The organism is Faecalibacterium sp. Marseille-P9312, from assembly GCF_902497445.1.
Classification (GTDB): Bacteria; Bacillota; Clostridia; order Oscillospirales; family Ruminococcaceae; genus Faecalibacterium; species Faecalibacterium longum.
The window spans coordinates 91,308-111,250 of the sequence record NZ_CABVEW010000008.1; the positions used below are offsets into that span (position 1 = coordinate 91,308).

The 19,943-nt window shown below is 51.9% G+C and carries 29 protein-coding genes and 2 pseudogenes; 27 read left to right on the plus strand and 4 right to left on the minus strand.

Annotation, left to right across the window (positions count from 1 at the left end):
- Positions 1-252 precede the first annotated feature (252 nt).
- From F3G95_RS07985 to F3G95_RS08000, 4 genes are all read right to left on the minus strand, one after another.
- A complete protein-coding gene (locus tag F3G95_RS07985) occupies positions 253-744 on the minus strand; it encodes a sigma-70 family RNA polymerase sigma factor (RefSeq protein WP_015565818.1) in 492 nt (163 codons plus the stop codon).
- Between the two features lie 533 nt (positions 745-1,277).
- Entirely contained in the window at positions 1,278-1,985 is a 708-nt protein-coding gene (locus tag F3G95_RS07990; protein ID WP_097784816.1) for an ImmA/IrrE family metallo-endopeptidase, read from the minus strand.
- Positions 1,985-2,266 (minus strand): hypothetical protein, encoded by a 282-nt coding sequence (locus F3G95_RS07995; RefSeq protein ID WP_097775158.1) that lies wholly within the window; start codon positions 2,264-2,266, stop codon positions 1,985-1,987. Before F3G95_RS07995 ends, F3G95_RS07990 begins: the two co-directional genes overlap by 1 nt.
- A gap of 43 nt (positions 2,267-2,309) precedes the next feature.
- Positions 2,310-2,507, minus strand: a complete 198-nt coding sequence (locus tag F3G95_RS08000) for a hypothetical protein (protein WP_097775157.1) — start codon at positions 2,505-2,507, stop codon at positions 2,310-2,312.
- A 209-nt stretch (positions 2,508-2,716) separates the two neighbouring features.
- Between F3G95_RS08000 and F3G95_RS08005 the strand changes: the two genes are divergently transcribed.
- The 27 genes and pseudogenes from F3G95_RS08005 to F3G95_RS08125 all read left to right on the plus strand — a co-directional run bounded on the left by F3G95_RS08005 (position 2,717) and on the right by F3G95_RS08125 (position 19,935).
- Entirely contained in the window at positions 2,717-3,544 is an 828-nt protein-coding gene (locus tag F3G95_RS08005; protein ID WP_097776430.1) for a LexA family transcriptional regulator, read from the plus strand.
- 19 nt (positions 3,545-3,563) lie between these two features.
- Positions 3,564-3,767, plus strand: a complete 204-nt coding sequence (locus F3G95_RS08010; protein ID WP_223383275.1) for a helix-turn-helix transcriptional regulator — start codon at positions 3,564-3,566, stop codon at positions 3,765-3,767.
- A 275-nt stretch (positions 3,768-4,042) separates the two neighbouring features.
- Positions 4,043-4,378 (plus strand): hypothetical protein, encoded by a 336-nt coding sequence (locus F3G95_RS08015; RefSeq protein WP_015565819.1) that lies wholly within the window; start codon positions 4,043-4,045, stop codon positions 4,376-4,378.
- Between the two features lie 191 nt (positions 4,379-4,569).
- Positions 4,570-5,358, plus strand: a complete 789-nt coding sequence (locus F3G95_RS08020) for a DUF975 family protein (RefSeq protein ID WP_149794541.1) — start codon at positions 4,570-4,572, stop codon at positions 5,356-5,358.
- Positions 5,359-5,365: 7 nt separating this feature from the next.
- Positions 5,366-5,677, plus strand: a pseudogene (locus tag F3G95_RS08025) (SLOG family protein); the annotation flags it as partial.
- A 107-nt stretch (positions 5,678-5,784) separates the two neighbouring features.
- Positions 5,785-5,955, plus strand: coding sequence for a hypothetical protein (locus tag F3G95_RS13790; protein WP_008723379.1), 171 nt, complete (start codon positions 5,785-5,787; stop codon positions 5,953-5,955).
- 15 nt (positions 5,956-5,970) lie between these two features.
- A complete protein-coding gene (locus F3G95_RS08030) occupies positions 5,971-7,086 on the plus strand; it encodes a hypothetical protein (RefSeq protein WP_149794542.1) in 1,116 nt (371 codons plus the stop codon).
- A 61-nt stretch (positions 7,087-7,147) separates the two neighbouring features.
- Positions 7,148-7,426 (plus strand): hypothetical protein, encoded by a 279-nt coding sequence (locus F3G95_RS08035; protein WP_009298997.1) that lies wholly within the window; start codon positions 7,148-7,150, stop codon positions 7,424-7,426.
- A 21-nt stretch (positions 7,427-7,447) separates the two neighbouring features.
- A complete protein-coding gene (locus F3G95_RS08040) occupies positions 7,448-9,463 on the plus strand; it encodes a DUF2185 domain-containing protein (RefSeq protein ID WP_149794543.1) in 2,016 nt (671 codons plus the stop codon).
- Entirely contained in the window at positions 9,464-9,697 is a 234-nt protein-coding gene (locus F3G95_RS08045; protein ID WP_002576934.1) for an immunity 17 family protein, read from the plus strand.
- Positions 9,698-9,710: 13 nt separating this feature from the next.
- Positions 9,711-10,253: a hypothetical protein gene (locus F3G95_RS08050; protein ID WP_148490655.1), complete on the plus strand. Its 543-nt coding sequence runs from the start codon at positions 9,711-9,713 to the stop codon at positions 10,251-10,253.
- Between the two features lie 31 nt (positions 10,254-10,284).
- A complete protein-coding gene (locus F3G95_RS08055) occupies positions 10,285-10,872 on the plus strand; it encodes a hypothetical protein (RefSeq protein WP_148490656.1) in 588 nt (195 codons plus the stop codon).
- A 12-nt stretch (positions 10,873-10,884) separates the two neighbouring features.
- Positions 10,885-11,229, plus strand: coding sequence for a hypothetical protein (locus F3G95_RS08060; RefSeq protein WP_148490658.1), 345 nt, complete (start codon positions 10,885-10,887; stop codon positions 11,227-11,229).
- 7 nt (positions 11,230-11,236) lie between these two features.
- Entirely contained in the window at positions 11,237-12,316 is a 1,080-nt protein-coding gene (locus F3G95_RS08065) for an ankyrin repeat domain-containing protein (RefSeq protein WP_148490660.1), read from the plus strand.
- A gap of 4 nt (positions 12,317-12,320) precedes the next feature.
- Entirely contained in the window at positions 12,321-12,944 is a 624-nt protein-coding gene (locus F3G95_RS08070; protein WP_149794544.1) for a hypothetical protein, read from the plus strand.
- Between the two features lie 4 nt (positions 12,945-12,948).
- On the plus strand, positions 12,949-13,452 hold the full coding sequence (locus F3G95_RS08075) for a DUF2004 domain-containing protein (protein ID WP_149794545.1): 504 nt from the start codon (positions 12,949-12,951) through the stop codon (positions 13,450-13,452).
- Between the two features lie 36 nt (positions 13,453-13,488).
- Positions 13,489-13,815, plus strand: coding sequence for a DUF5713 family protein (locus F3G95_RS08080; protein WP_006877302.1), 327 nt, complete (start codon positions 13,489-13,491; stop codon positions 13,813-13,815).
- A gap of 5 nt (positions 13,816-13,820) precedes the next feature.
- Complete coding sequence (locus F3G95_RS08085) at positions 13,821-14,768, plus strand: DUF4241 domain-containing protein (protein WP_149794546.1); 948 nt, start codon at positions 13,821-13,823, stop codon at positions 14,766-14,768.
- A gap of 11 nt (positions 14,769-14,779) precedes the next feature.
- Positions 14,780-15,739 carry an NTF2 fold immunity protein gene (locus tag F3G95_RS08090; RefSeq protein WP_097838502.1) on the plus strand — a complete coding sequence of 320 codons (960 nt, stop codon included), beginning with the start codon at positions 14,780-14,782 and terminating at the stop codon, positions 15,737-15,739.
- 8 nt (positions 15,740-15,747) lie between these two features.
- A complete protein-coding gene (locus F3G95_RS08095; protein WP_002576922.1) occupies positions 15,748-15,984 on the plus strand; it encodes a hypothetical protein in 237 nt (78 codons plus the stop codon).
- A 17-nt stretch (positions 15,985-16,001) separates the two neighbouring features.
- Positions 16,002-16,601: a hypothetical protein gene (locus F3G95_RS08100; RefSeq protein WP_050005806.1), complete on the plus strand. Its 600-nt coding sequence runs from the start codon at positions 16,002-16,004 to the stop codon at positions 16,599-16,601.
- A 2-nt stretch (positions 16,602-16,603) separates the two neighbouring features.
- Positions 16,604-16,849, plus strand: coding sequence for a hypothetical protein (locus F3G95_RS08105; protein WP_173015261.1), 246 nt, complete (start codon positions 16,604-16,606; stop codon positions 16,847-16,849).
- A gap of 10 nt (positions 16,850-16,859) precedes the next feature.
- Positions 16,860-17,273 (plus strand): annotated as a pseudogene (locus tag F3G95_RS13960) (immunity 51 family protein); the annotation flags it as partial.
- The gene (locus F3G95_RS13965; RefSeq protein WP_243130333.1) at positions 17,259-17,576 is read left to right on the plus strand and encodes a hypothetical protein; all 318 of its coding nucleotides are present in this window, start codon (positions 17,259-17,261) and stop codon (positions 17,574-17,576) included. The pseudogene F3G95_RS13960 and the gene F3G95_RS13965, both read left to right, overlap by 15 nt.
- 15 nt (positions 17,577-17,591) lie before the next feature.
- Positions 17,592-18,542, plus strand: a complete 951-nt coding sequence (locus F3G95_RS08115; protein WP_002588991.1) for a hypothetical protein — start codon at positions 17,592-17,594, stop codon at positions 18,540-18,542.
- Positions 18,539-18,949, plus strand: a complete 411-nt coding sequence (locus tag F3G95_RS08120) for a hypothetical protein (RefSeq protein ID WP_149794548.1) — start codon at positions 18,539-18,541, stop codon at positions 18,947-18,949. Before F3G95_RS08115 ends, F3G95_RS08120 begins: the two co-directional genes overlap by 4 nt.
- Before the next feature lie 11 nt (positions 18,950-18,960).
- Positions 18,961-19,935, plus strand: a complete 975-nt coding sequence (locus F3G95_RS08125) for a hypothetical protein (RefSeq protein ID WP_149794549.1) — start codon at positions 18,961-18,963, stop codon at positions 19,933-19,935.
- Positions 19,936-19,943 lie beyond the last annotated feature (8 nt).

Here is a 19,943-nt window from a genome sequence, read left to right on the forward strand (position 1 = left end):
AAGGTCTCGCATATTCGCCCTCGGCTCCCTGCGAGTGGGGCATGAACATCTGGCAGCGGACTTGTACCGCTTCATTGGCATTTCAGCCACCCCGTCTGCTTTGTGACCGGGCCGCGAATTACGGAAGTATCATTATCGGAGTACCAGATGACGGAACTATTCAGTTTTCAAGGTCCCTGAGGTCGGACGTTTCGCCCTGCGGCAGGTGCCGCTTGGGAAATTGTCCTCTCACTTGGTAGCCGACGAGAAAGGTCAATTCGTAGCATTGAAATTGAAGTTTTTCAAAAATTTAGTAATTCTCTTGATTTTGATACTAATAGTGGGACGAGATACGCCGTAGACTTTAGAAATTTCAGTGATGTCGTATCCCTCGTAAGCGTACATGGTGATGATTTCCAAATCTTCGGTTTTCAAAGTTTCGAGTGCAGTAAGCAACTGCTCGTTCTCAATCTCACCAATCCATGCAAAACGGCTTTTAGTTTCGTGGTAAGTATCTGTCACGGTAATCGCATCCTGATAGCGTAGCATCAAAGGCGACGCTTCTTCCTCAGAGCTTTCATACGCAGGAGCGGTGAATTCCTGCGTCCGCTCGATAAAGGTACGCTCCGAATTGAATTGCTGACGGTCATAATCGTACATCTTCTGGATGGCCTCTTTCGTCATTCCCGCAGCTGCGTACTCGATGCGCAACTTTTCCCAGTGTGCTTCAAACTTCTTCAACTCATAGCCTTTATTAAAAGACATCGTAAACCTCCAAATTTTCGATAAGTCGTAAAAAGTCGAAAATTTGGAAGGCTACGGATATTTCGCCGCTTGGGGCATCCATGAAAAACGGACAAACATAAAGCCTGCTCCTTTTTACGGGAGCAGGCTACCTGAAGGCTAAAAAAATAGCCGGACAACCAACTAACAGAGCGGTTCTAAAGCAGAATCACTCTATCAGCTGTTGCCCGGCTATTTGGTGCGCGTTTCATACATTGCCTTGCGGCAATGGCCCGTTGCTCGGTGACGAACAGTCCATATTCAGGGTGCAATGCACCCGATTTTTGAAATTGTGGTTTGTCTAAAAAAGTCAGCGTCTGCGGTAGGCTAAGTCAACTGTTGCTATGTTACCGCACTTGAGGCACTTTATGCTGATAGAGCCTGAACAGCTCTCGTTTTTTTGGTAGAGCTTGTGTCCGCAAACCGGACAAAACCTCCAGCCAATGCTGAATTGTGCCTGCTGTATATTGTTCAGCGGTTTACTCTTAAAAGAGCGATTATTTGACCAAGTCATATTATTCTCCAAATCGAATGACGTCCAATGGATGGCAGTGGATGGGTTTTCCGTTGATGACCTGCATCTGCTGTAATCTGATCCTGATCGCAGACCACGATACCCCGATCCGTGCAGCCATCTCCAGAATTCTTTCATAGTTCGGGTCCGATGCGGATTTGTACAGGATTCCATTTGGCAGGCACAGCGCTGCACGTTCTATTTCGGCGTTGACCAGAAATGTTGGCATCAGCAGCTCCGCTGCAAGGGTATTCGCCTGCCATTCTTCCCATGAGGGCTGTCCGTTTCGTTCCCGATAGGCAATGTGCCCACGGCACTTGACTGCTTTTCCGTAGTCGTTCGGAAACAGGTCAGCCAGTATATGGTGCGCCGCTTCATGCGCTATCGTGAAATTCCGGCATCCGGTGCAGCTGTCTGACGCAAGGGCGGAATCGATTACAACGTCCTTCGGCATGAACACCTCCACAAGCTTTGTCCCGTCCCCCAAGGTTACGGTAAAACCGCATTTCTGGAAAACAGTCAGTCCTAGAATACTTCCATCGCTGCATAGCGGCAGCATTTTCACATTCAGCCCAAGAACAGAACTTGCGAGCCGTTCAGGGTCAATGGGTTCTGGGTCATCTTTACTGATCCCGAAACGGGTATAGTACTGGTCGATATACTTACCCGCTATGTGCGAAAGATCTGCGCGGGATAAGTATCTTGCCATTACGAAGCACAGCTTTCCGGCACGGAGCAGTAGGCTTCCACGAACCACTTGCCCCGTTCAAGCCAAAGATTCCGCTTCTGACCGCAGATCAGGCAGGTGAAGCAGTGACCTTTTCCGCCTAGGCGTGATGTCCCATGTTTGACTGCCAAGACACGATCAATTCCATAAGTGTGAGCCTTGTCATAGTTTATGGCAAGAGGGCGGATCTTACCGTCAGGAGTAAAACGAACGTCCACTTCGACGTATCTTTTCTCACGGCGAAGGTTGTAATCACCACACATCAGAATTCCTCTTTTTTGCGGATTTATCAAAACACGGCGTGCATTACTTGCGAATCATACTGCGTGCCACGAGCTGTTTTTCGTTCAACAGCGGAACGGACACTGTATGTTTTTTCCACTCATCCATAGAGCAGGTCACTGCTTTGCACAGACGGCATTTTGTCCAGCCACCGGTTTCATCAAGATCCACATCATAATTCATGGTTCCGCACATTGGACATCTTACATTTTCTTTTCTCATAGTATCACCTCGCAAAAAAACGCCAAACAAACACAATCCCATACGAAAATAACATCAAAAGGCTGTTATTTGTGGATTTGGTTTGATTATACACCCACTTTATGGAGATGTCAATTACGCATTTGTCGCCATTTTAGAGATTTCCTGTTGATTTCTTATATTTTCTATACTATAATAGAGCTACCGGATCACAAAGGAGTGTTCTTGTTATGAAAAAGAAAACCACGCTCACCAAAATGCACATAGCCCCATCCACAGTGCGCTATGATGCAGTCGCTGCGAGGGATAGCAATGAGGTTGGTCAGATTCTCGCAGGCACACGAAAAAGGAATGGCTATTCACTTGTAACTTTCTCTGAACTTCTCCGTCACTATGGCGTCGATGTCAGTGATAAAGGAATCAGCAAATGGGAAAAAGGCTATACCACTCCTAGCATCTACCAACTAGTTGCAATCTGCTACGCATTGAACATCAAGGAGGGTCCTTCCTACTTTACAAAGAACTTCCAGAAACCCGCCCTTCTAAATGACATCGGGCAAAAAAAAGTCGCTGAGTACGAAATGGACTTGATTGCATCCCGGCGCTACCAGCCAGACGCAGAAGAGCCCGCGGAAATCGACTACATAATGATGCCTGTATCAGAGTTGCCAGTATCGGCAGGTCTAGGAGCTTTTCTTGAGGGTGAAATGTTCCAGCAGATACAAGTGCCTGCCAGTAGCGTTCCGGCTGGTGCCGAGTTCGGGATATATGTTAGCGGTGATAGTATGGAGCCACGCTATCATAACGGACAGATTGTATGGGTGAAGCGCTGCGAAGAACTTGAGTGCGGGGATATCGGGATATTCGTATATGATGACTGTGGATATCTGAAAAAATACGATGAACATACCCCAGACAAATCCCAAGCAGAGTTCCTTACCGACAGCTATGGCGTGGTGCATAACCAACCGGTTTTGGTTTCTCTTAACACCAAATATTCGCCGATCCTTATATCTCCAGAGCAAAGATTCGAGGTTGTTGGAAAAGTTTTGAACTAAAAAGATGGGAGGAGTTTTTGTGGATACGATCAAGCGTGTTCAGGATTTGATGCAAGTGCGTGATATGAATCTATGTGTATTGGCAAAGAAATGCGGAATATCGTACTCCACGATTCAAACCACCGCCCGTCGGGGAGGGCAGTTAAGCGTAGAGACGATTGAAAGAATTTGTCAGGGTTTAGGAATTACATTAAAAGACTTCTTCGATTCCTCCTACCTGTAAATATAGGGGCAGCAAAAAAGCCGTTCGCCACGCTGGAAAATCTGCGTGGTGAACGGCTTTAATACTGCTTCTATTTATCCTTTGGTAATCTCCAGATAAACACTAATCTCCATGATTGTTACCATTGAAGGAATACATTTGCGACGATCTTCGGGCATACCGAATAAGATTTGCATTGGCAGTTGAAGACGGCTCATGTTACCTATTGCAATTCTGACTATTTGGAAATATACTTGTAAGTATCAAATTATTTCACTTTATGGGAGGAAATTATTATGGCAAGACCCAAGGGAAGCAAGAATAAGGCTCGTACTGTAAAGGCCAGCGTTGATTATGTAGCAGTCATTGCAGAAAAGGCCGCAAAAAAAGAGAAAATCGAATCTGAGGTTGCTACGTTGACTGCAAATCTCGATGATCTGAAGACGCAGCTGAAAGCCAAGAAAGCAGAATTGAAAGCCGCCACCAAGGAACTTGCCAAAGCCGAAAACAAAAAAGCTGCCGCCGAAGCAAAAGCAGCAGAAGAAGCAAAGAAGGGCGAAGCAGAAGATGTGCTGAAGAAGCTGCTTGCCAGCGGTATGACGGCTGAAGAAATCCTTGCAAAGCTCCAGTAATGCAATATGATGAACTGGACAAGCTGCTGAAGTAAAGGAAGGGGCTGTTGCACAAGGATAAAACCGGTGTAACAGCCTCTTTTTCATTCATGCTGCAATTTTTTCAGCTTTTCAAACGTATCTAAATTAAAGTGGCATATCATCTTCCTATTTCACAAATCCTTGCCGTTTTCAGACAGGAGGTTGCTTTTATGAAAGTATCTGCCGACTATCGTATGCTCGCTCTCGATGCCCTGCGCGGAAAATGGAAAACTGCTGTTTTGACAGGTATTGCCGCCAGTGCGCTCGGTGCTACCATTGTGAGCAGTTCCAACAGTGCCGTATCCAATTCCAATCAGGCAAAGGACATCCATTTTGAACTGTTCTCCCAGCCCAACGGCGGTCGGCTGCTTGCTGTTCTGCTTGCCGGCATTGTTCTGTGGGCAGTCCTCCAACTGATCGTGGGCGGTGCAGCTCGACTGGGATATGCTCGTTTTAATCTGAACCTTGTAGATGGAAAGGATGCAGCCATCTCGGATCTGTTCTCTCAGAAAGACCGTCTGTGGGATGGCTTCTGCATGAACTTCCTGCAGGGTCTGTACACCGCCCTCTGGACACTGCTGTTGGTGATTCCGGGAATCGTGAAAACATACAGCTATGCGATGACACCTTACATCATGACAGAGCATCCTTCGCTGACTGCAAACGAAGCGATCACAGAATCCCGGAGGATCATGGATGGCAACAAATGGCGGCTGTTCTGTCTGGATTTCAGCTTCATTGGCTGGGAGCTGCTCTGTGCGCTGCCACTGTATGCCGAGGGTTTTCTGGTTCTCAAATATTTCACCGGTTCAGAGGCTCTGGCGATTTCTCTTGTTCTTCTGCTGACAATTCCATTGAGCATTGGCTTCTTTTTTGTACACCCCTATGAGGAAGCTGCATGGGCTACTTTCTACCGCGATATTACCGCAGCACCTACCGAACCGGATGAAGCATATTGACTTTTATATTAAAATTATCGTTGTAGTTCCCTTCATCGGCTATGACTCTAAATGGCCGGATCAGAGTAAACATAGATTGAAAAAGCTGATCCAAAACGCAAACGATTCTATTGTTATTTCACACTCTGCGGATGTTTCCAGTTATAAAAAAAGAAATTATTATATGGTCGATCATGCAGAGTACCTTATCGGTGTGTTTGATAATCAGAAAAAGCTGCGCTCAGGTACAGCACAGACAGTCAACTATGCCTTGCATCAGGGAAAAGTAATCACTCTGATCCATCCAGACACTATGGAGATAACAGCCCCTGCGCCTTAACAAATTCACAAAAATTTTTCATTAGCATTTCCAACAAAATATTTTCATTGAAGGGGTGCTGTGATATAATAAGATATAAAACTACGCTCAGAACAAATGGTGCCGCTATGAACAAATATATTGGACAGCAATTTGCTGCTTTAAGATACGAAAAAAATATTTTGGTTGTTGAAGAAACTACATCTGCTGGTGGATGCGGCTCCTTCAACGCGGCTTCTTCATGTCCTGCGTCAGCCTGTCTTTATGACAGTGCGGCGTGGGGCTTTTTTATTGCCTGAAAGGAGTATGAGAACATGAGTCTGAAATATACCTGCCCCAGCTGTGGAACCCCATTGGGTTATGAGGGATTGTGTTGGAAATGTAAGTGCGAGCAAGAACGGCAAGCTGCTCTGGCCTGGATGCCGGAACAAATTGTCGAAAAACAAAGAAACTTGATACAGAACATCCAGAGGCTGGCTGATATGGAGGACCCAGAGTTCGCCGACTTTTGGCAGCTGCTTGGCTACCATGATGCCATCACCCCGGAGATTCAGCGAGTGGCACTGGCCGCAGAGGTGTTCTGGCCCTGTGAGATCTATTATCATGCTCCCGCCGATGTGCGGGATGGTCTGATCCATGCGCTGTTGTCCGCAGAATATTCCAGCGCGGCCTCCAACCTGATGAGTTGCCTTGCTATGCAAGGAGATGACAAGGCAATGGAGACTCTGCTGGAGCTGGAGCGAAATCCCCGGCCCTGGCGCAAGGGCCTCTATGTAGACCCATCCAGCTATGCGCAGATCGGAGGCTGGACCTTCGACAAGGAGGGCCAGAAAATCCAGCTCAACTTCGATACCTGCTATCCTATGGTCAAAGGAACCACCAGCGAGAAATCTCCCGTCCGCATTGGCCGGGCACGGGAGGACACATGCCCCCACTGTGGCGGACGCATGGTGGACATGCTGGTGCTGGATGGCCGGGATGAGCGGCTGAAATTTCTGGGGTTGGATGGTATTCTGACTGCCACCTGCTGCCCCAGCTGCGTGGGATTCCTCAAAGGCCCCGCCTTCAACCGGTTCGCTCTGGATGGCGGCGTGGAGGTCTTTCCCTCCGAACTCTTTGACGGCACGGAGAAGACGGATTGCTATGTCAGTCCCGAGGAGTACAAGGCCCTCACGGAAAATCCCTTTGTGCTGGGCGAAGCGCCTGTGCCCCTGTTTTACGGTGCGGCCTGCCAGGATGTGAATACCATCGGCGGCTTTGCCAATTGGGTGCAGGACGCGGAATATACTACCTGTCCTCACTGCGGCAAGCCCATGAAGTATCTGGCCCAAATCCAGTGGGATACGGTGTTTGACTGTGCGGAGGGCACGCTCTATGTGGAGTTCTGCTCGGACTGCCAGATCGTATCCATGCAGCACCAGCAGACCTGAAAAAGTCGCACAGTATGAAAAGAGAAATACCAGCAGGTATTTGCGTAAGGAGGCGTCCACTATGTGCGAGCACTGCCGAAACATTCAAACATGGAGAAAATTTGACGCCCCAAAGGACTATCTGGCCTGTATTGCTTACATTCAGCAGTTGGTGTCGGAGGGGGAATTTGAACTGATGCAAGAGGAATCCACCTGCCCACTGGAGAAGGTAAAGACAGAGGATGGCTGGGCAGACGAAATTATGGCTCACATGATTCGGTGCAAGCACTGTGGTCAGATCTTCACCTGTGTGGTCAACACCTGGCGAGGCAGCGGACACTTCAAAAAAGGCAAAGGATGACACAGAAAAGGCGGTGAAACGATGAATCAGACAGAAGAAACAAAACTGCTGGAGCAGATTGAGAAGTGGAATGATGCGGACGAGTTCTCACGATGTATTGAGGCCATCGAGGCTATCCCGGAACAGGAGCGGGGCTATTTGCTGACCGTCAAGCTGAGTCGGGCTTACAGCAATCTGGCGGCTCTGGGAGATCATGGAGAGCATGGGACCGACGGTGAAGTGGACGGGGATCTCATCCGACACGCCATTGAGCTGCTGGAGTCCGTCCGCACCCAGGGTGAGAACGATCCCTACTGGAACGCCCGGATGGGCTACTCCTGCCTGATGGCATACGGCTCCGCAACCACCGCTTATGAATACGCAAAATGCTGGCTGTCCCTGGCCCCGGATGACCCGGATGCCCAAGAGCTGGTGCGGGATTGTGAGAAATATCTGGAGGAGGAAAATTCCTTGGAACTGGATTGGAAAGAGCGGGAGGAGATCATCCGGTGGGAGACCATCCCCCCTGCCGACGATGACATCCTCGGCCATGTGAAAGTACATATCGACCAGTATTTCGGTGTCTATACCCAACTCCTCACGGACGACAGCGATCCGGATCACCCTCTGGAGATCGCCGTCATCCTGCCTCGACCGGAACATGACTACTACACCCTGGTCACTGTGGGTCTGAGCCGGCATCGGATGGATTTCTCGGAGGAGCGTCGGGAGGAAAAACTGGAACGGGCGGAGCTACTCATCAATCTGCCCCGAGACTGGAAGCTGACAAAGGCGGACTGCCGGGAGGAGCGGTGGAGCTGGCCCATCCGGATGATGCTGGCCACCGCCCACTTCGCCATGGAGGACCCGGAGGTAGGGCTGGAATCCAGGACTACACTGGATGAGGGTGAGGATGGCATCCCCTTCGCGGAGAACACGGAGCTGCGGGGTGAGATCCTGCTCTATCCCGGTGTGTTTGGGACGGACTCCTTTTTCTGCCGCCTACCGGACGGGGACGAAGTCAACTTCTATCAGGTGATCCCCCTCTATCGGGAGGAGATCCAATACAAGTTGGAGCACGGCTCGGATTCCCTGCTGGACCTCTGCCCAGACGAGAGCCTGGAGGTCATCAATCCACACCGGCTGAATGTGGTCACCGACCGAGAGAAAATCAGCTACGACCCAGCGGAGATGGACAACGCCGCAGACCAGATCAAGAAGATCCAGGAGCTTCACCTGCCAGTGGACGAATTGGACGCCTGCAATCTGATGGCTTTCTATCTGGGGTGGGCTATCAAACGGGGCCAGATGAGTAACCCGTTCCTCTCCCAGTATCGGGAGATAGTGGAGGCGGTCCGGGCCGGAAAGGGGCCGGATCTGCGGGTGTTCATCCTGGACAAGCTGGATGGGAAAATGTCTACTCAGTTCTTTGACCGGAGAGGCTCAGGCTTTGCCCAGTGGTACGCCCAGGACAACCGCTCTAACCCCTATATCTACCGCCGGGACTGCCGGAATATCGTCTTGGCTGGGCTCAAAGACCGCGTCTGGAACAGCTCTACGGAAGAAGAAGCGGCCTACCTGCTTCTTCCATATACCGAAAAGAACCGTCAGAGTGTGGAGCATCTGCTGGATGAGCGGTTTCAGCAGTATCTGGAAGCGGAATTTGTAGATGACCCCGAGGAGCGGGTGGCGCGGGCAGCGGAAGGAAAACCGGCTGTCATTCCTGACTGGGACGGTCCCCTGTTCTGCTACGCTTCCGACCGCGTCGCCCAGGATGGGTGCAAGGTGCAGATTATGGACCGGCTGTTCCCTGAGCGTGAGGATATGGGTTGGGAGAGCGGTTGGGCCTTCTACTCCGGGGACGAGGGCGATGTGTACGGTGAAGGGGATGAATACTACGAGTCGCACTGCGGCTTCTATGATATTCGGGACATCTGCCGCATCGATCCAGACATTATCCCGCTCCTGAACCTGCCCTATGGTACCATGCAGATGCGTGGAGAAGATGGAGCGTGGTATGAGGTGATACGCGACGACGAAGGCGAGGAGGAAACCTAAATGAACAGCGAACAGATCACAGCATTTTTGCAAGAGCATTGGTACATTGCTTCGGTGCTCATCGGAGCCGTGATTTTAATTGGGGCGATCCGCAACTGGAACTGGCTCTGCGACCCCACTGGTACGCGGGATGCCCACCGCCACAGCAGAGGATACCGGCGTGTGGTTTTCTTCCTGCTGGGCGTTCTTCTGATTGTAGTGAGTATCTGGGGATTTGTGCTGAAATTGAAATAGAAGGAGAAAGATTATGATGACTGAGAAATATCCCACCTGGCTCACCGGCCATGTGAAGGAGTGGGCGCAGAAACGCCTGTCCACCGTGACATTGTGTTCTACCACTGGCAATGAACTGCTGGAGGTTTGGTATTACGGAGATCTGCTCACAGTAAAGGGAGAACCCCAATCCTATATTGTAGATGGCGATGCGGCTCCCGGACTGGTGGCAGCCCGTGACCCGGAGAGCGGCGAGGAGTTCGTCATCTTCGACGGCGGGCGACATGGCTATGACAATATGTTCTGCGATGAATATAATCCAGCCGAACTGGAGGATCGTCCCCTCAAACGGTACGAAATCCCTGCTTCCAAGCTGGTGCTGGAGCTGGGTTACAGTATCGACTATGAGGACGAAAAAGAGGACTTCGAACCGGATGAAGCGGATACCGTGGAACTGCTCAACGGTGAACGGATGCTGTGGGAACAGGTCAAGCGGGACGGTATCGACTACATTGCGCTTTACTATGTGAATGAGAAAGGAATACAAGTCCAGATTTTGGACGCGGAATTGGCATGAGTTTTGTGCTGGCTCAGGAGGTGGAACTGCAATGTCAATCACTGCTTATAAAATAGAAGCCATCGGTCATGACCGAACCGGCGAAGACTATGGCTATGTAAATATTATGTACCGCTATGGCAACAAGCAGTCCTGTCCTCGGCCAGATCAATGTGAAAAGATGGAGGTCATGTGGGCGGATGAGAGCGTCTACGGGCCGCCTGCTCCTGGCAGCAAGGTGGGCGACTTTATACAGACATGGCTGATGGGCTCCTGGGACTGTGGAGTATTTACCCACCGGGAGATTGCCCAGCGGCTGATGGATACCTTCACCGGTCTGAAGATCAAGGAACTGGCGTGGTTTGAGAACCCCAGGGAAAAGACTCTGAAAAATGGTAAACCGCGTGCGCGCCGGGCCAAGTGGCTGCCGGAGCGGGAGGTGGATCTGGTGTATCTCTACTCCGACCACTATCTTGACGCAAGAAATCCGACTCCCGTCCAAACCGACTTTTTCACCGTTACAAGGACGGACGCCTGGGGCGTGAGCACCTGGTTCATGTGTACCCCAGAGGCCGCCGGGAAGCTGATCGTCATGGATTACGACAATCTGGCCATCAAGGAGACTACCATTGTGGGATAGAGGTGATACAGCATGATTGGAACAGATGAAAACTGGGCGGTTCTCCATGTGGAGGTCATTTTCTGGAGTGGCAAACGAAAAACACCTCCCAGCCTGGTCAGTGGAAAATATTGTCCCCATTTTGCGGTCACCGGAACCACGGAATATCTGGGTGTGTGCTTTCTGGATGGAACGGAGCGTTGTGCATTTGGTGAACCGGCTTTTGGAAATGCCCAGCCCCTCTATCCAGATACCATTGACTATGCTCCGCTGGAAAACAATGCGGAATTTTTGATCTATGAGGGAGCTAATGCCGTTGGTAAGGGCCGGGTGCTGGGCCGGACGATACCATATAAAGTAAAGCCACAACGAAAGTAGGTGCCTTATGTACCAAATTGCATATATTGGCCGCTGGGAGACCCTCCCAGAGACGGCTGTCGCTATTTATGAACACGATATTCCCAAACTGGAGGCGCTGCTCCAAGGCGGTCTGGATCTGGGTGCTCCCATCCAACTCAGCGAATACATCAAGCTGATGCCGCTGGAGATCGCAGTTTTTCGGAACGATGTGCCCATGATTCACTTCCTGCTGGAGCATGGAGCTGATCCCGGTCGGGCAGAGGAACAGCCCCTGCTGCTCACCGCCGCCCGCTGTTGTGGGCCGGAGGTGGTGGCGCTCTTTGCTGAACAGACCGCAATACTCTCCCCGAAGCAGAAAGAGCGGGCCATCCAGGAAGTACGCTGGGGCAAGCGCCCGGAGAATATCCAGGTGCTGGAGCAAGCTGGGATCACAGTGGACAAGTTTGGCGGCGAGGCATTCCGGGCCGCTGTGTCCGAGGGCAACACCAAACTTGCCCGACTGCTTCTGGAAAAAGGGGCAGACATCAATTACCACAAGCCAGACATGGTGTTTCCGAACGCCCCCACCGCTGTCACCGAAGCGGCTCGGCATAAGAATCTCCCCATGGTGCGCTGGCTCATTGAGCAAGGAGCCGACATCACCATTGCTGACAAATACGGCGACCGGCCTTACACCGTGGCGGTGCAGAACAAGAATCAGGAGCTGGCCGACTACCTGAAAGCCTTGGAACCGGCGGAATGGCACAACGAGCAGGAGAAGCTCCGGCAGCTTATGCCCTACAAGCTGCCTGCCAAGCTGGTGGAATACTTGAAGACCGGCCCCCTGCGGCTGGAGTTCCCGGATCAGGAATGGGTGAAGTGGGCGGAGCTCTACTCCTTCATGGATGTGCAGGAGATGACCTGGAAACGGAAGAAGCTGCTCTCCCTGATGGTGCAGATGGACAACTACAGCGACTATCTGCTGCTGTGGAGCCCCAGGGACAAAAAGCTGTGGTATCTGGACATCGAGCACGAGGAGTTCCACCCTCTGGCCAAATGGGATGACTTCATCGCAGATCCCGGCCGGTATCTGAACGGGATGATCGAGGGCGAGTTTGAGGAGTAAAGCCATGACATCAATAGACTTTCTGAACAAGGTACATAAAAGCCTGGACTCGCAGGAATATAACCTCTCTTATTCTCCGGCCAAGTCCAAGAATTATATGCTGTACTGCAACGGCAACTTCATCGGTGGCCTGTTCGATGAGGAGCTGTGCTTCGTCTACGCCGACAGTGTGAGTGAACTGCTGGGGCAGCCGGAACCCGTTTGCCACGGCTACTCCAGCACCGCCCAGCACAGGATGCTGGTGATCCCGGAGGAACATTGGGCGAAGGCGCTGAAACTTCTCTATGCCGAGAAATTTGATTGGAGCCGTTTGGTGTACGACATCACATACACCAGCATCGGCGCGGCTGTAGTGGAGGACTTCTACGACGAGAATGTGGTATTCCTGCGCTTCTGCTTTGAAAAGGAACTGCTGAAAAAGAACCCTCTGGACCGGCAGGGCCGTATCCTGCGGATGGTCTATATCAATCAGAATCTGACAGAAGCAGGCAAATATCTATTCCCCAGACTGATGCAGAAGTTCCTCGTTTTTACAGATTGCAAAGGAAAAACCAGTCTGGAAACTATGCTGAAACGGTGGTACACCGCGCTGGAGAAGGAGTACCGCAACCAGATAACAGGAGGATAACATTATGAAGCTGAACTGTAAACGCATTGATTTTACATATACACCCGGCGAGGAAATCTTCAACTTTCCCGGGGAATCGGGACTACCCTTTATCTTCGATGTAGAGGAAGAACTGACCGGCGATCCTGCTGCCATGGATGCGGTGGGAGAAATGCTGGATGAGGCGGAGAAATTGGCGGAGACGGCCAAAGCCGCCATCAAAGCAGCACTGGCGGACGAGGATAGCCGCTACCATAGCGTTGTGACATTTTTCATGGAGTTCCACCGGGACGATGTAGGCCCGGATATTGCGGCGGAACTTTTTCCGGGAACCGACCCAGCCAAACTGTCCTTTGCTGAGATGGTTGACTTTTTGAAGCTCAAGCGGTTCGGCAGTCTGGTGGATAGCGAGATGAACCAGCAAGTTTTCATTCTGGATCTGTCCTTTAACCCGGAGATTACCGACGAACTGATGGTAATCTACTTTGATTTGAACAAGGAGATTTTCTGTATCACACATGAGAGCTGAGCGTGACTGACATACACGAGGAAAGGAGCAATCCCTATGAAAGCATTTGACCCCAATTATAAACTGCTGGACGAGATGTATCAGGACGATTACTATCCTGCTTCTCTGGTGGACAAGGTCAAGGACGAGCTTCAGAAGGTCATCGACCTGCTGGAGAACGGCGAAACCGACCCCGAAGTGGTACAGGAAACGCTGGACGAGGCGGTCTGCGGCATCAATGATCTCCAGGAGGAGTTTGACGAGAACGACAGCGAGATCGAAACGGTGGCACGGGAATGCATTGCGGCAACTGTGGCCTACATTCTGGAGTGGTTCAACATCCCCATCGACACCGAGGAGGCTATCCGGGAACGGGACTGGTGAGCCCTATGACAGAAAAAGAACTGGCCGTTTGTGATGAGTGCGGCAGCCTGTTTTTCAAAGGCTCCTCACAGATGATGGGGCTGTGCCCGGAATGTGCCCATATTCTCTATGGCTACCCGAATTGTGACCATCATTTTCAGGATGGCCGGTGTGTGAACTGCTACTGGGATGGCTCAAAGAGCGTGTACATCAAGAAACTGAATCAACAGGAGGAAACTGATATGCCTACAACTGAATGGCTGAACAAATACGAAGCAATCAAGGATAGACTGACCTGTAAAGATGACTTAGAGGCCCATTTCACAGAGAAAGTGATTGGGAACATGGGCGTGGATGTGCTGGACATCGGCGCCGTCCATTTCCCCACCGGGCAGATCTTTGCCTGTGATCCGCTGGTGGAGCTGGAGGACACTCTGCCGTTCCTTCAAACGATCCCCGCCGGAAATTATCCCGTGAAAATCTGCGTGGTGCCCAGCGAACAGTACGGCGACCGCTACGCCTGCGTCAAGGTGGAGGTCAGCCAGGAAAAGCCTGTCCGCTATGAGTTGGGCATGACCGGCAAAGAGGATCTGGACGAGGAACTGGGTGAGGACGAGTATTTCGGCTTTGGCGTAGACGCCGGGATGGGCTGCGTTGCGGACATCCAGACCCAGGCGGCCTTCAAGACATACTGGGCCAAGCGGCTGGAGGAAGACCCGGACATCGACCCCTACAACGACCTGTTCTGTGATCTTCTGGAGGAAAACGCCAAAGCCCACCCTAAATATCAGGGAGACTACGGCGACTGGCTCAACTGGACGGTGCCGGACACGGACTGCAATCTGCCCATCTTTGCTTCCGGCTGGGGGGACGGCTACTATCCGGTCTACTTCGGCTATGATGCAAAGGGCGAAGTCTGCGCCGTGTATGTGCGGTTCATCGACATTGAAGCCAGTTACAAAGAGCAGGAATAAGGAGGCGCGCTATGGAATTGCCAAAACGGGCACGAACAGCGGATTGGGAAAACGGTGTCCTAACTTTAGATGGAGAAAAGAAATTTGATATTCCGGAGCTGACCACAGAGATCATGGAGCAGCTGGCCGGTTACACCCTGGTGGGCTTCCATGTGAAAAGCTATCCGGTGACGGATGAACTGCTTGCCCCTTTTGCCGGACATAAAAGCATGGCCAACTTCGGCGTGGAGGACGGTGCGCTCACTGACGCCTGTTTCCCCGTTTTTTCCGCTATGCCCAAGCTGCGTTATCTGCTGCTGGACGGTAACGCCGCCATCCACGGCAGCAGTCTGTCCGCTCTGCAAGGCTGCAAGCTGGACCTTCTGACGCTCAACCGTACCGGGCTGGATGATGCCGGTCTGCTCCAGGCGGCCTCCATCCCCAAGCTCTCCCACATCCAGATCGACCATACCGCCGTTACCTATGAGGGCCTGCTGGCCATCGCTGGCAACAACCGCATCGAGCCAGTGGCCCATGTGCAATTCACCCAGGAGCAGATGGAACACTTCTTCCAGCTCCAGCGGGAAAAGGCCAAAAAGCCCGTCCAGCTGGATGAGCAGGCGGCGGCGGAATGCCGCAGGGTGCTGTCCGCTTTCTTTGCCGAGATGACGCAGTGGGAGCAGTACATGGAGCAGGCCGGGTTTGAAGGTGCTGAGGCAGTGCCCCGCCTGCTGACGATCTGGGAGAAATATGTGAGCGAAAAGCCCCGTCCGGGCTATCGACCTCTGGGCCTCTCATACAGCGCCCAGGGCACCTACAACGGGGAAGAATTCCTTGACGCAGAGCAGATCACCAAAAACAAGCTCTACATCTACACCAGGGAGAAAAACACCGGCTTTGACCGCCGCTTTCTTATGAAGCGTGTGGGCGAAGGCTGGAAGATTGATGCGGTGCAGGAGCGGCTGAACGGCTGGCAGCGCACGGAAGTGTGAGGCATCACATGGCTTGGGAATATGAAACCTTTGGCCCGGACGGTCAATGCAAATTGTTCGGTGTGAACATCTTTGACTACGACTGGCAAACCACCGGCAAGCGGGTAAAAATCAAAGACCCCATCTATCACCAAGACCATACCTTCGAGGTCTGGCAGGTAGAGATTGATGGGCAGATCCACCGCTTTGCTGCTGGAGAGTTCTCCAACTGCGTATGGGGATTTTATTTAGAGAAAGACGGATGAAAGGAGTGTGTGGGCGCATGAGCCGAATCGTCGATAAACCCTACTTTACATACAGTGCATACAACGCCCTGACCTCCGGCATTCAGGTGAAATGCCCCAAGTGCCACGGCGCGGGTGTGGTGACAGCGGATGAGGATAACGCCTATTTCCGCTGTTTGAGTTGCGGCCATCAGGAGACCCGCGACCGGACGATCTACCGCTATGATGTCCATAACCAGTGCAAAAACTGCGGCAGATACTATCGGGTGGATATTGAAGATGAGGCAAAGCAGCAGTTTTCCGTTCTCCATGTGGCCTGTCCCTATTGTGGAACAACCATGTCAGGAGAAGTTCATAAAACAGCGGAGGCGTTTTCATATATTGGCGAAATCAGGGATGGGCGAGAACCTTATTTCAGGTTGGAACTATGGTTTTTGACCTCCTTCCAGGGTAAGTCGGTCTGGGCACTCAACCGGGAACATCTTGCCTATTTGATCGGCTATCTCAGCGCCGACCTGCGGGAAAAGCCGCCGGGAAGAGCGAAAATGACCCAGGCTGACCATCTCCCCACCTTCATGAAAACCGCAAAGAACCGGGAGCGGATCGTGAAGCTGCTGAGGCAAATGCAGGAGAAATGAGGATGGAACAGAAAGTAATTTACAACGGCCAAATTCTTACGCTGACTCACTTTTGGGCAACGGGAGAACCCTGCCTGTGGATTACCGACCCGCAGCAGATCGGGATGCCCAAAATGGAGTTTGTGGGCGGATACCCAAATGAATACTGCATTTTCCTGAAGAATCTGACGGAAACAGAACTGTCACAGATCACATCTCTGGACGGCGCTCCACTGGATGTAAAAGAAGAACGAAACGACATCGAATGAGGAGAACACTATGAAAGACCTTTGCCAATACGGAAACCGACCGGAGGACGAATGGGAAATCTTGCCCTGGATACCCGATCCGCGTCCGCCCTTCAAAATCTGGGTAAAGCCGGAGCAGATCGCGCCATTCTTTCTCATTCCCCACCACCCCTATGCCATCTCCCTTCTGCTGAAGATCAGTGACGGGTTCCGGACAGAAGAATTCTGCCGGCTGGGACTGACCGGCAGCAGCGGAGACTGGGAACGGCTGGTCCGGGGCGTGATCCGGGAGTTTGAGAAAAATAACAGCGGCATGGATCTGTTTCACTTCGACTCCGACGAGGATGTGTTCTGCGTCTATTCCCAATACATCGACGATTTGATGATGCTGGCCAAAATGATCCGGGCGGCCTGTGCTGATGAAAAAACGATGCGGACTTATCTTGGCAAGACCGAGTACATCAAGCTCTTTTGGGAGGGCGCACCGGAGGGAGAACCACCGGTCATCCTCTATGAAGTGGATACCGAAAATGAGCGGCTGGCCCTCCGCTCCATCGACATCTTTGCGAATGGCCGCACCCGTAACATCCCTGACCTTTACGACGGCGCCATCGAGATCACGCCGATCCCCACCGTGGAGGAATTGAACGCCCATGTCTGGGGCGAGGAATTCCACGCCTGCATCATAGAGCAGGCGGAATTTGAGGCCATCTGGGAAACTCACACCTATGATGGAGCGTTAAAGTAGCCAGGAGGAGACACTATGAACAAACCTATAAAAGCCAAAAATCTGCCGTTGTTCTCCATCATTGACCTGAACCAGCTGCGCCGGGAAAACCATCTGGAGGGCACAGAAGTGACAGACTTTTTCACGGAAAGGGATGGAAAAGTCTATCTTCTCATGGAACAGCCGTCCGAAACACAGGGTAAGGACTGGCTCAGCACTCCTTCCACCTATACCGCAGTGGAAATCCAGCTGGATTGGGCGGAACAGCGGGTGCTGGAAACGACGCTGTTTCCTCTTGGCCTCTTGAAGTTCCAGTTCCATTATTTGCGGCCCGCAGGTGACCACTTCCTCCTGCTGGGGGCAAGATGCGCCTATCGGGAAAACGGCCCCGACCAGAACGCCTGGATCGTCAGCCGGGACGGAGCTGTGCTGTCCCGTTTCTGCCTGGGGGATGGCATTCAAGACTGTGTGGTAAAAAAAGATGGCACCATCATTACCAGCTACTTTGACGAAGGTGTATTTGGTAATTACGGTTGGGATGAACCTCTGGGTGCTTGCGGCCTGATTGCATGGACATCGGAGGGAACTCCTCTCTGGAAGAATGAGAACTATTCCATCTATGACTGCTACGCCATCAGCCTGGACGAAGAAGAAAACCTGTGGTTTTATTATTACGATGAATTCCGGCTGGTGCGGACGAACTTCAAAGAGGACTTTGTATTTGAACTGCCAATCGAAGGAAGCGGAGCTTTTTCTGTTGCCCCGTCCGGCAATACCTTCCTGTTTCAAGGCGGATACCAGCAACGGGATAAATTCTACTTCCTTACCGCTCATGGTGATCACCTTGGGAAAAAACAGGAGGCTATTCCCACCTGTGACGGAAACAAGGTCGCTGTGGAGCAGTGCAGCCTGCTTCGCAGCCGGATGTTGTTCCTTGGAAAAGATGGTGTGCTCTATGGAGGTATTTGGGGGAGCGATGGCCAATGAAACAGTCTGATATTTATACCGAGGCTCTGATCTGTCTGCGGTCGATTTTACAGACAGACCACCCGGAATTCCAAAACTGGATCGACTGGTTGGAGCGGGACATTCAGGACTGGAACCAGCGGCGGGAGGTTGCCCACCATCTTCGGGCATACGGAGGTATGGGCTCGTTCAACGACCTGCCCAGTATGCGTGGAAATCACGACTATATTTTCGACTTTCTCAAGTCCGTGTGCTATGCCTTCGGCCATCTTTATGGCAAACGGGAAGGCATTTCTCCGGAGGCATTGATGGAGGAGTGCCTGCACGATGTAGAGCAGGCAGCCTATCACCCCCATAAGGCACTGAACCAAGCCATTGCCCAGCACTTGATGCAGGGCGATTTACAGGAAAACCTGGATAGGCTGTAGGAGGACTTGTTATGAACAAAAGACTATTACGCACCCAACTCAATCAAATGGAAAACATCGAGAAGCAGGTGCTGATGGAGAGCCTGGCTGCCCGTTATGATATGACCTTTCTCGGTCTACATACTTTTGACCGCTGGGGCCAGAGCTGCACCACCGGCATCTTCAAGAAAGATGGTCGGGAGTTCGTCTTTGTCCCCGGCGATACCGTCACCCTGGGCTGGGAGCAGTTTGCCGTGGGATTGAATCAGGAGAGCTGGGAGGAATTGGAGTATCTGTTCCGAGAATGGGAAATGGAGCGGGACCCGGAGGAGATGATTCGGGAAAGCATGGCTCCTGTTCGGCAGGCGGCCATTGGACCCATGCTGGTGGGCCGGGAGCTGGAGGAAATTAACTGGGAGCCAGTCAAAATGGATGATCCCAGACTGACTGTCCACCCTGACTGGCTGAAGGAATTCCGTGATTTTGCCTGGAGTGACAGCAGCAGTCTTACCTTGCATCAGTCGGCCCGCATTGAGCGGACGGAAAAGGGCTTTCAGATCTGTATCTATAACCACACAGACTACGATGCGCTTCTTGCCATGCTGGAAAACAGGGGCTTCTCCCTGCCCACGGCGGACGAGTGGGCCTACCTGTGTGGCGGCGGGTGTCGGACCCTGTTTCCATGGGGAGATGGGTTAGACTACTCCATGCGTCTGCACTGGTTTGAGAACATGGATGAGGATGAGAACCGGCCCTATGACATGGAGGAGCCCAACTTCTTCGGCCTGTCCATCGCCTACGATCCCTATATGCGGGAAGTGGTGCAGGCTGATAGGCTTACCACCTGCGGCGGTGACGGTGGATGCAATATCTGCGGTGGGCTGGGCCCATTTCTCGGTTTCCTACCCTGTTCGCCCCACTGTAAGCCAGAAGTGCAGGAGGACAAGGAACTAAACGGAGATTATGACTTTTATCGGCCTATCATTCGGTTGGAGAACTATGATTGACAATAGAA

What these genes read in the sequence shown, in the direction of transcription:
- F3G95_RS07985 (WP_015565818.1), bottom strand. Translation starts at nt 744, where the DNA reads ATGTCTTTTAATAAAGGCTATGAGTTGAAGAAGTTTGAAGCACACTGG.
- F3G95_RS07990 (WP_097784816.1), bottom strand. Translation starts at nt 1,985, where the DNA reads ATGGCAAGATACTTATCCCGCGCAGATCTTTCGCACATAGCGGGTAAG.
- F3G95_RS07995 (WP_097775158.1), bottom strand. Translation starts at nt 2,266, where the DNA reads ATGTGTGGTGATTACAACCTTCGCCGTGAGAAAAGATACGTCGAAGTG.
- F3G95_RS08000 (WP_097775157.1), bottom strand. Translation starts at nt 2,507, where the DNA reads ATGAGAAAAGAAAATGTAAGATGTCCAATGTGCGGAACCATGAATTAT.
- F3G95_RS08005 (WP_097776430.1), top strand. Translation starts at nt 2,717, where the DNA reads ATGAAAAAGAAAACCACGCTCACCAAAATGCACATAGCCCCATCCACA.
- F3G95_RS08015 (WP_015565819.1), top strand. Translation starts at nt 4,043, where the DNA reads ATGGCAAGACCCAAGGGAAGCAAGAATAAGGCTCGTACTGTAAAGGCC.
- F3G95_RS08020 (WP_149794541.1), top strand. Translation starts at nt 4,570, where the DNA reads ATGAAAGTATCTGCCGACTATCGTATGCTCGCTCTCGATGCCCTGCGC.
- F3G95_RS13790 (WP_008723379.1), top strand. Translation starts at nt 5,785, where the DNA reads ATGAACAAATATATTGGACAGCAATTTGCTGCTTTAAGATACGAAAAA.
- F3G95_RS08030 (WP_149794542.1), top strand. Translation starts at nt 5,971, where the DNA reads ATGAGTCTGAAATATACCTGCCCCAGCTGTGGAACCCCATTGGGTTAT.
- F3G95_RS08035 (WP_009298997.1), top strand. Translation starts at nt 7,148, where the DNA reads ATGTGCGAGCACTGCCGAAACATTCAAACATGGAGAAAATTTGACGCC.
- F3G95_RS08040 (WP_149794543.1), top strand. Translation starts at nt 7,448, where the DNA reads ATGAATCAGACAGAAGAAACAAAACTGCTGGAGCAGATTGAGAAGTGG.
- F3G95_RS08045 (WP_002576934.1), top strand. Translation starts at nt 9,464, where the DNA reads ATGAACAGCGAACAGATCACAGCATTTTTGCAAGAGCATTGGTACATT.
- F3G95_RS08050 (WP_148490655.1), top strand. Translation starts at nt 9,711, where the DNA reads ATGATGACTGAGAAATATCCCACCTGGCTCACCGGCCATGTGAAGGAG.
- F3G95_RS08055 (WP_148490656.1), top strand. Translation starts at nt 10,285, where the DNA reads ATGTCAATCACTGCTTATAAAATAGAAGCCATCGGTCATGACCGAACC.
- F3G95_RS08060 (WP_148490658.1), top strand. Translation starts at nt 10,885, where the DNA reads ATGATTGGAACAGATGAAAACTGGGCGGTTCTCCATGTGGAGGTCATT.
- F3G95_RS08065 (WP_148490660.1), top strand. Translation starts at nt 11,237, where the DNA reads ATGTACCAAATTGCATATATTGGCCGCTGGGAGACCCTCCCAGAGACG.
- F3G95_RS08070 (WP_149794544.1), top strand. Translation starts at nt 12,321, where the DNA reads ATGACATCAATAGACTTTCTGAACAAGGTACATAAAAGCCTGGACTCG.
- F3G95_RS08075 (WP_149794545.1), top strand. Translation starts at nt 12,949, where the DNA reads ATGAAGCTGAACTGTAAACGCATTGATTTTACATATACACCCGGCGAG.
- F3G95_RS08080 (WP_006877302.1), top strand. Translation starts at nt 13,489, where the DNA reads ATGAAAGCATTTGACCCCAATTATAAACTGCTGGACGAGATGTATCAG.
- F3G95_RS08085 (WP_149794546.1), top strand. Translation starts at nt 13,821, where the DNA reads ATGACAGAAAAAGAACTGGCCGTTTGTGATGAGTGCGGCAGCCTGTTT.
- F3G95_RS08090 (WP_097838502.1), top strand. Translation starts at nt 14,780, where the DNA reads ATGGAATTGCCAAAACGGGCACGAACAGCGGATTGGGAAAACGGTGTC.
- F3G95_RS08095 (WP_002576922.1), top strand. Translation starts at nt 15,748, where the DNA reads ATGGCTTGGGAATATGAAACCTTTGGCCCGGACGGTCAATGCAAATTG.
- F3G95_RS08100 (WP_050005806.1), top strand. Translation starts at nt 16,002, where the DNA reads ATGAGCCGAATCGTCGATAAACCCTACTTTACATACAGTGCATACAAC.
- F3G95_RS08105 (WP_173015261.1), top strand. Translation starts at nt 16,604, where the DNA reads ATGGAACAGAAAGTAATTTACAACGGCCAAATTCTTACGCTGACTCAC.
- F3G95_RS13965 (WP_243130333.1), top strand. Translation starts at nt 17,259, where the DNA reads ATGCGGACTTATCTTGGCAAGACCGAGTACATCAAGCTCTTTTGGGAG.
- F3G95_RS08115 (WP_002588991.1), top strand. Translation starts at nt 17,592, where the DNA reads ATGAACAAACCTATAAAAGCCAAAAATCTGCCGTTGTTCTCCATCATT.
- F3G95_RS08120 (WP_149794548.1), top strand. Translation starts at nt 18,539, where the DNA reads ATGAAACAGTCTGATATTTATACCGAGGCTCTGATCTGTCTGCGGTCG.
- F3G95_RS08125 (WP_149794549.1), top strand. Translation starts at nt 18,961, where the DNA reads ATGAACAAAAGACTATTACGCACCCAACTCAATCAAATGGAAAACATC.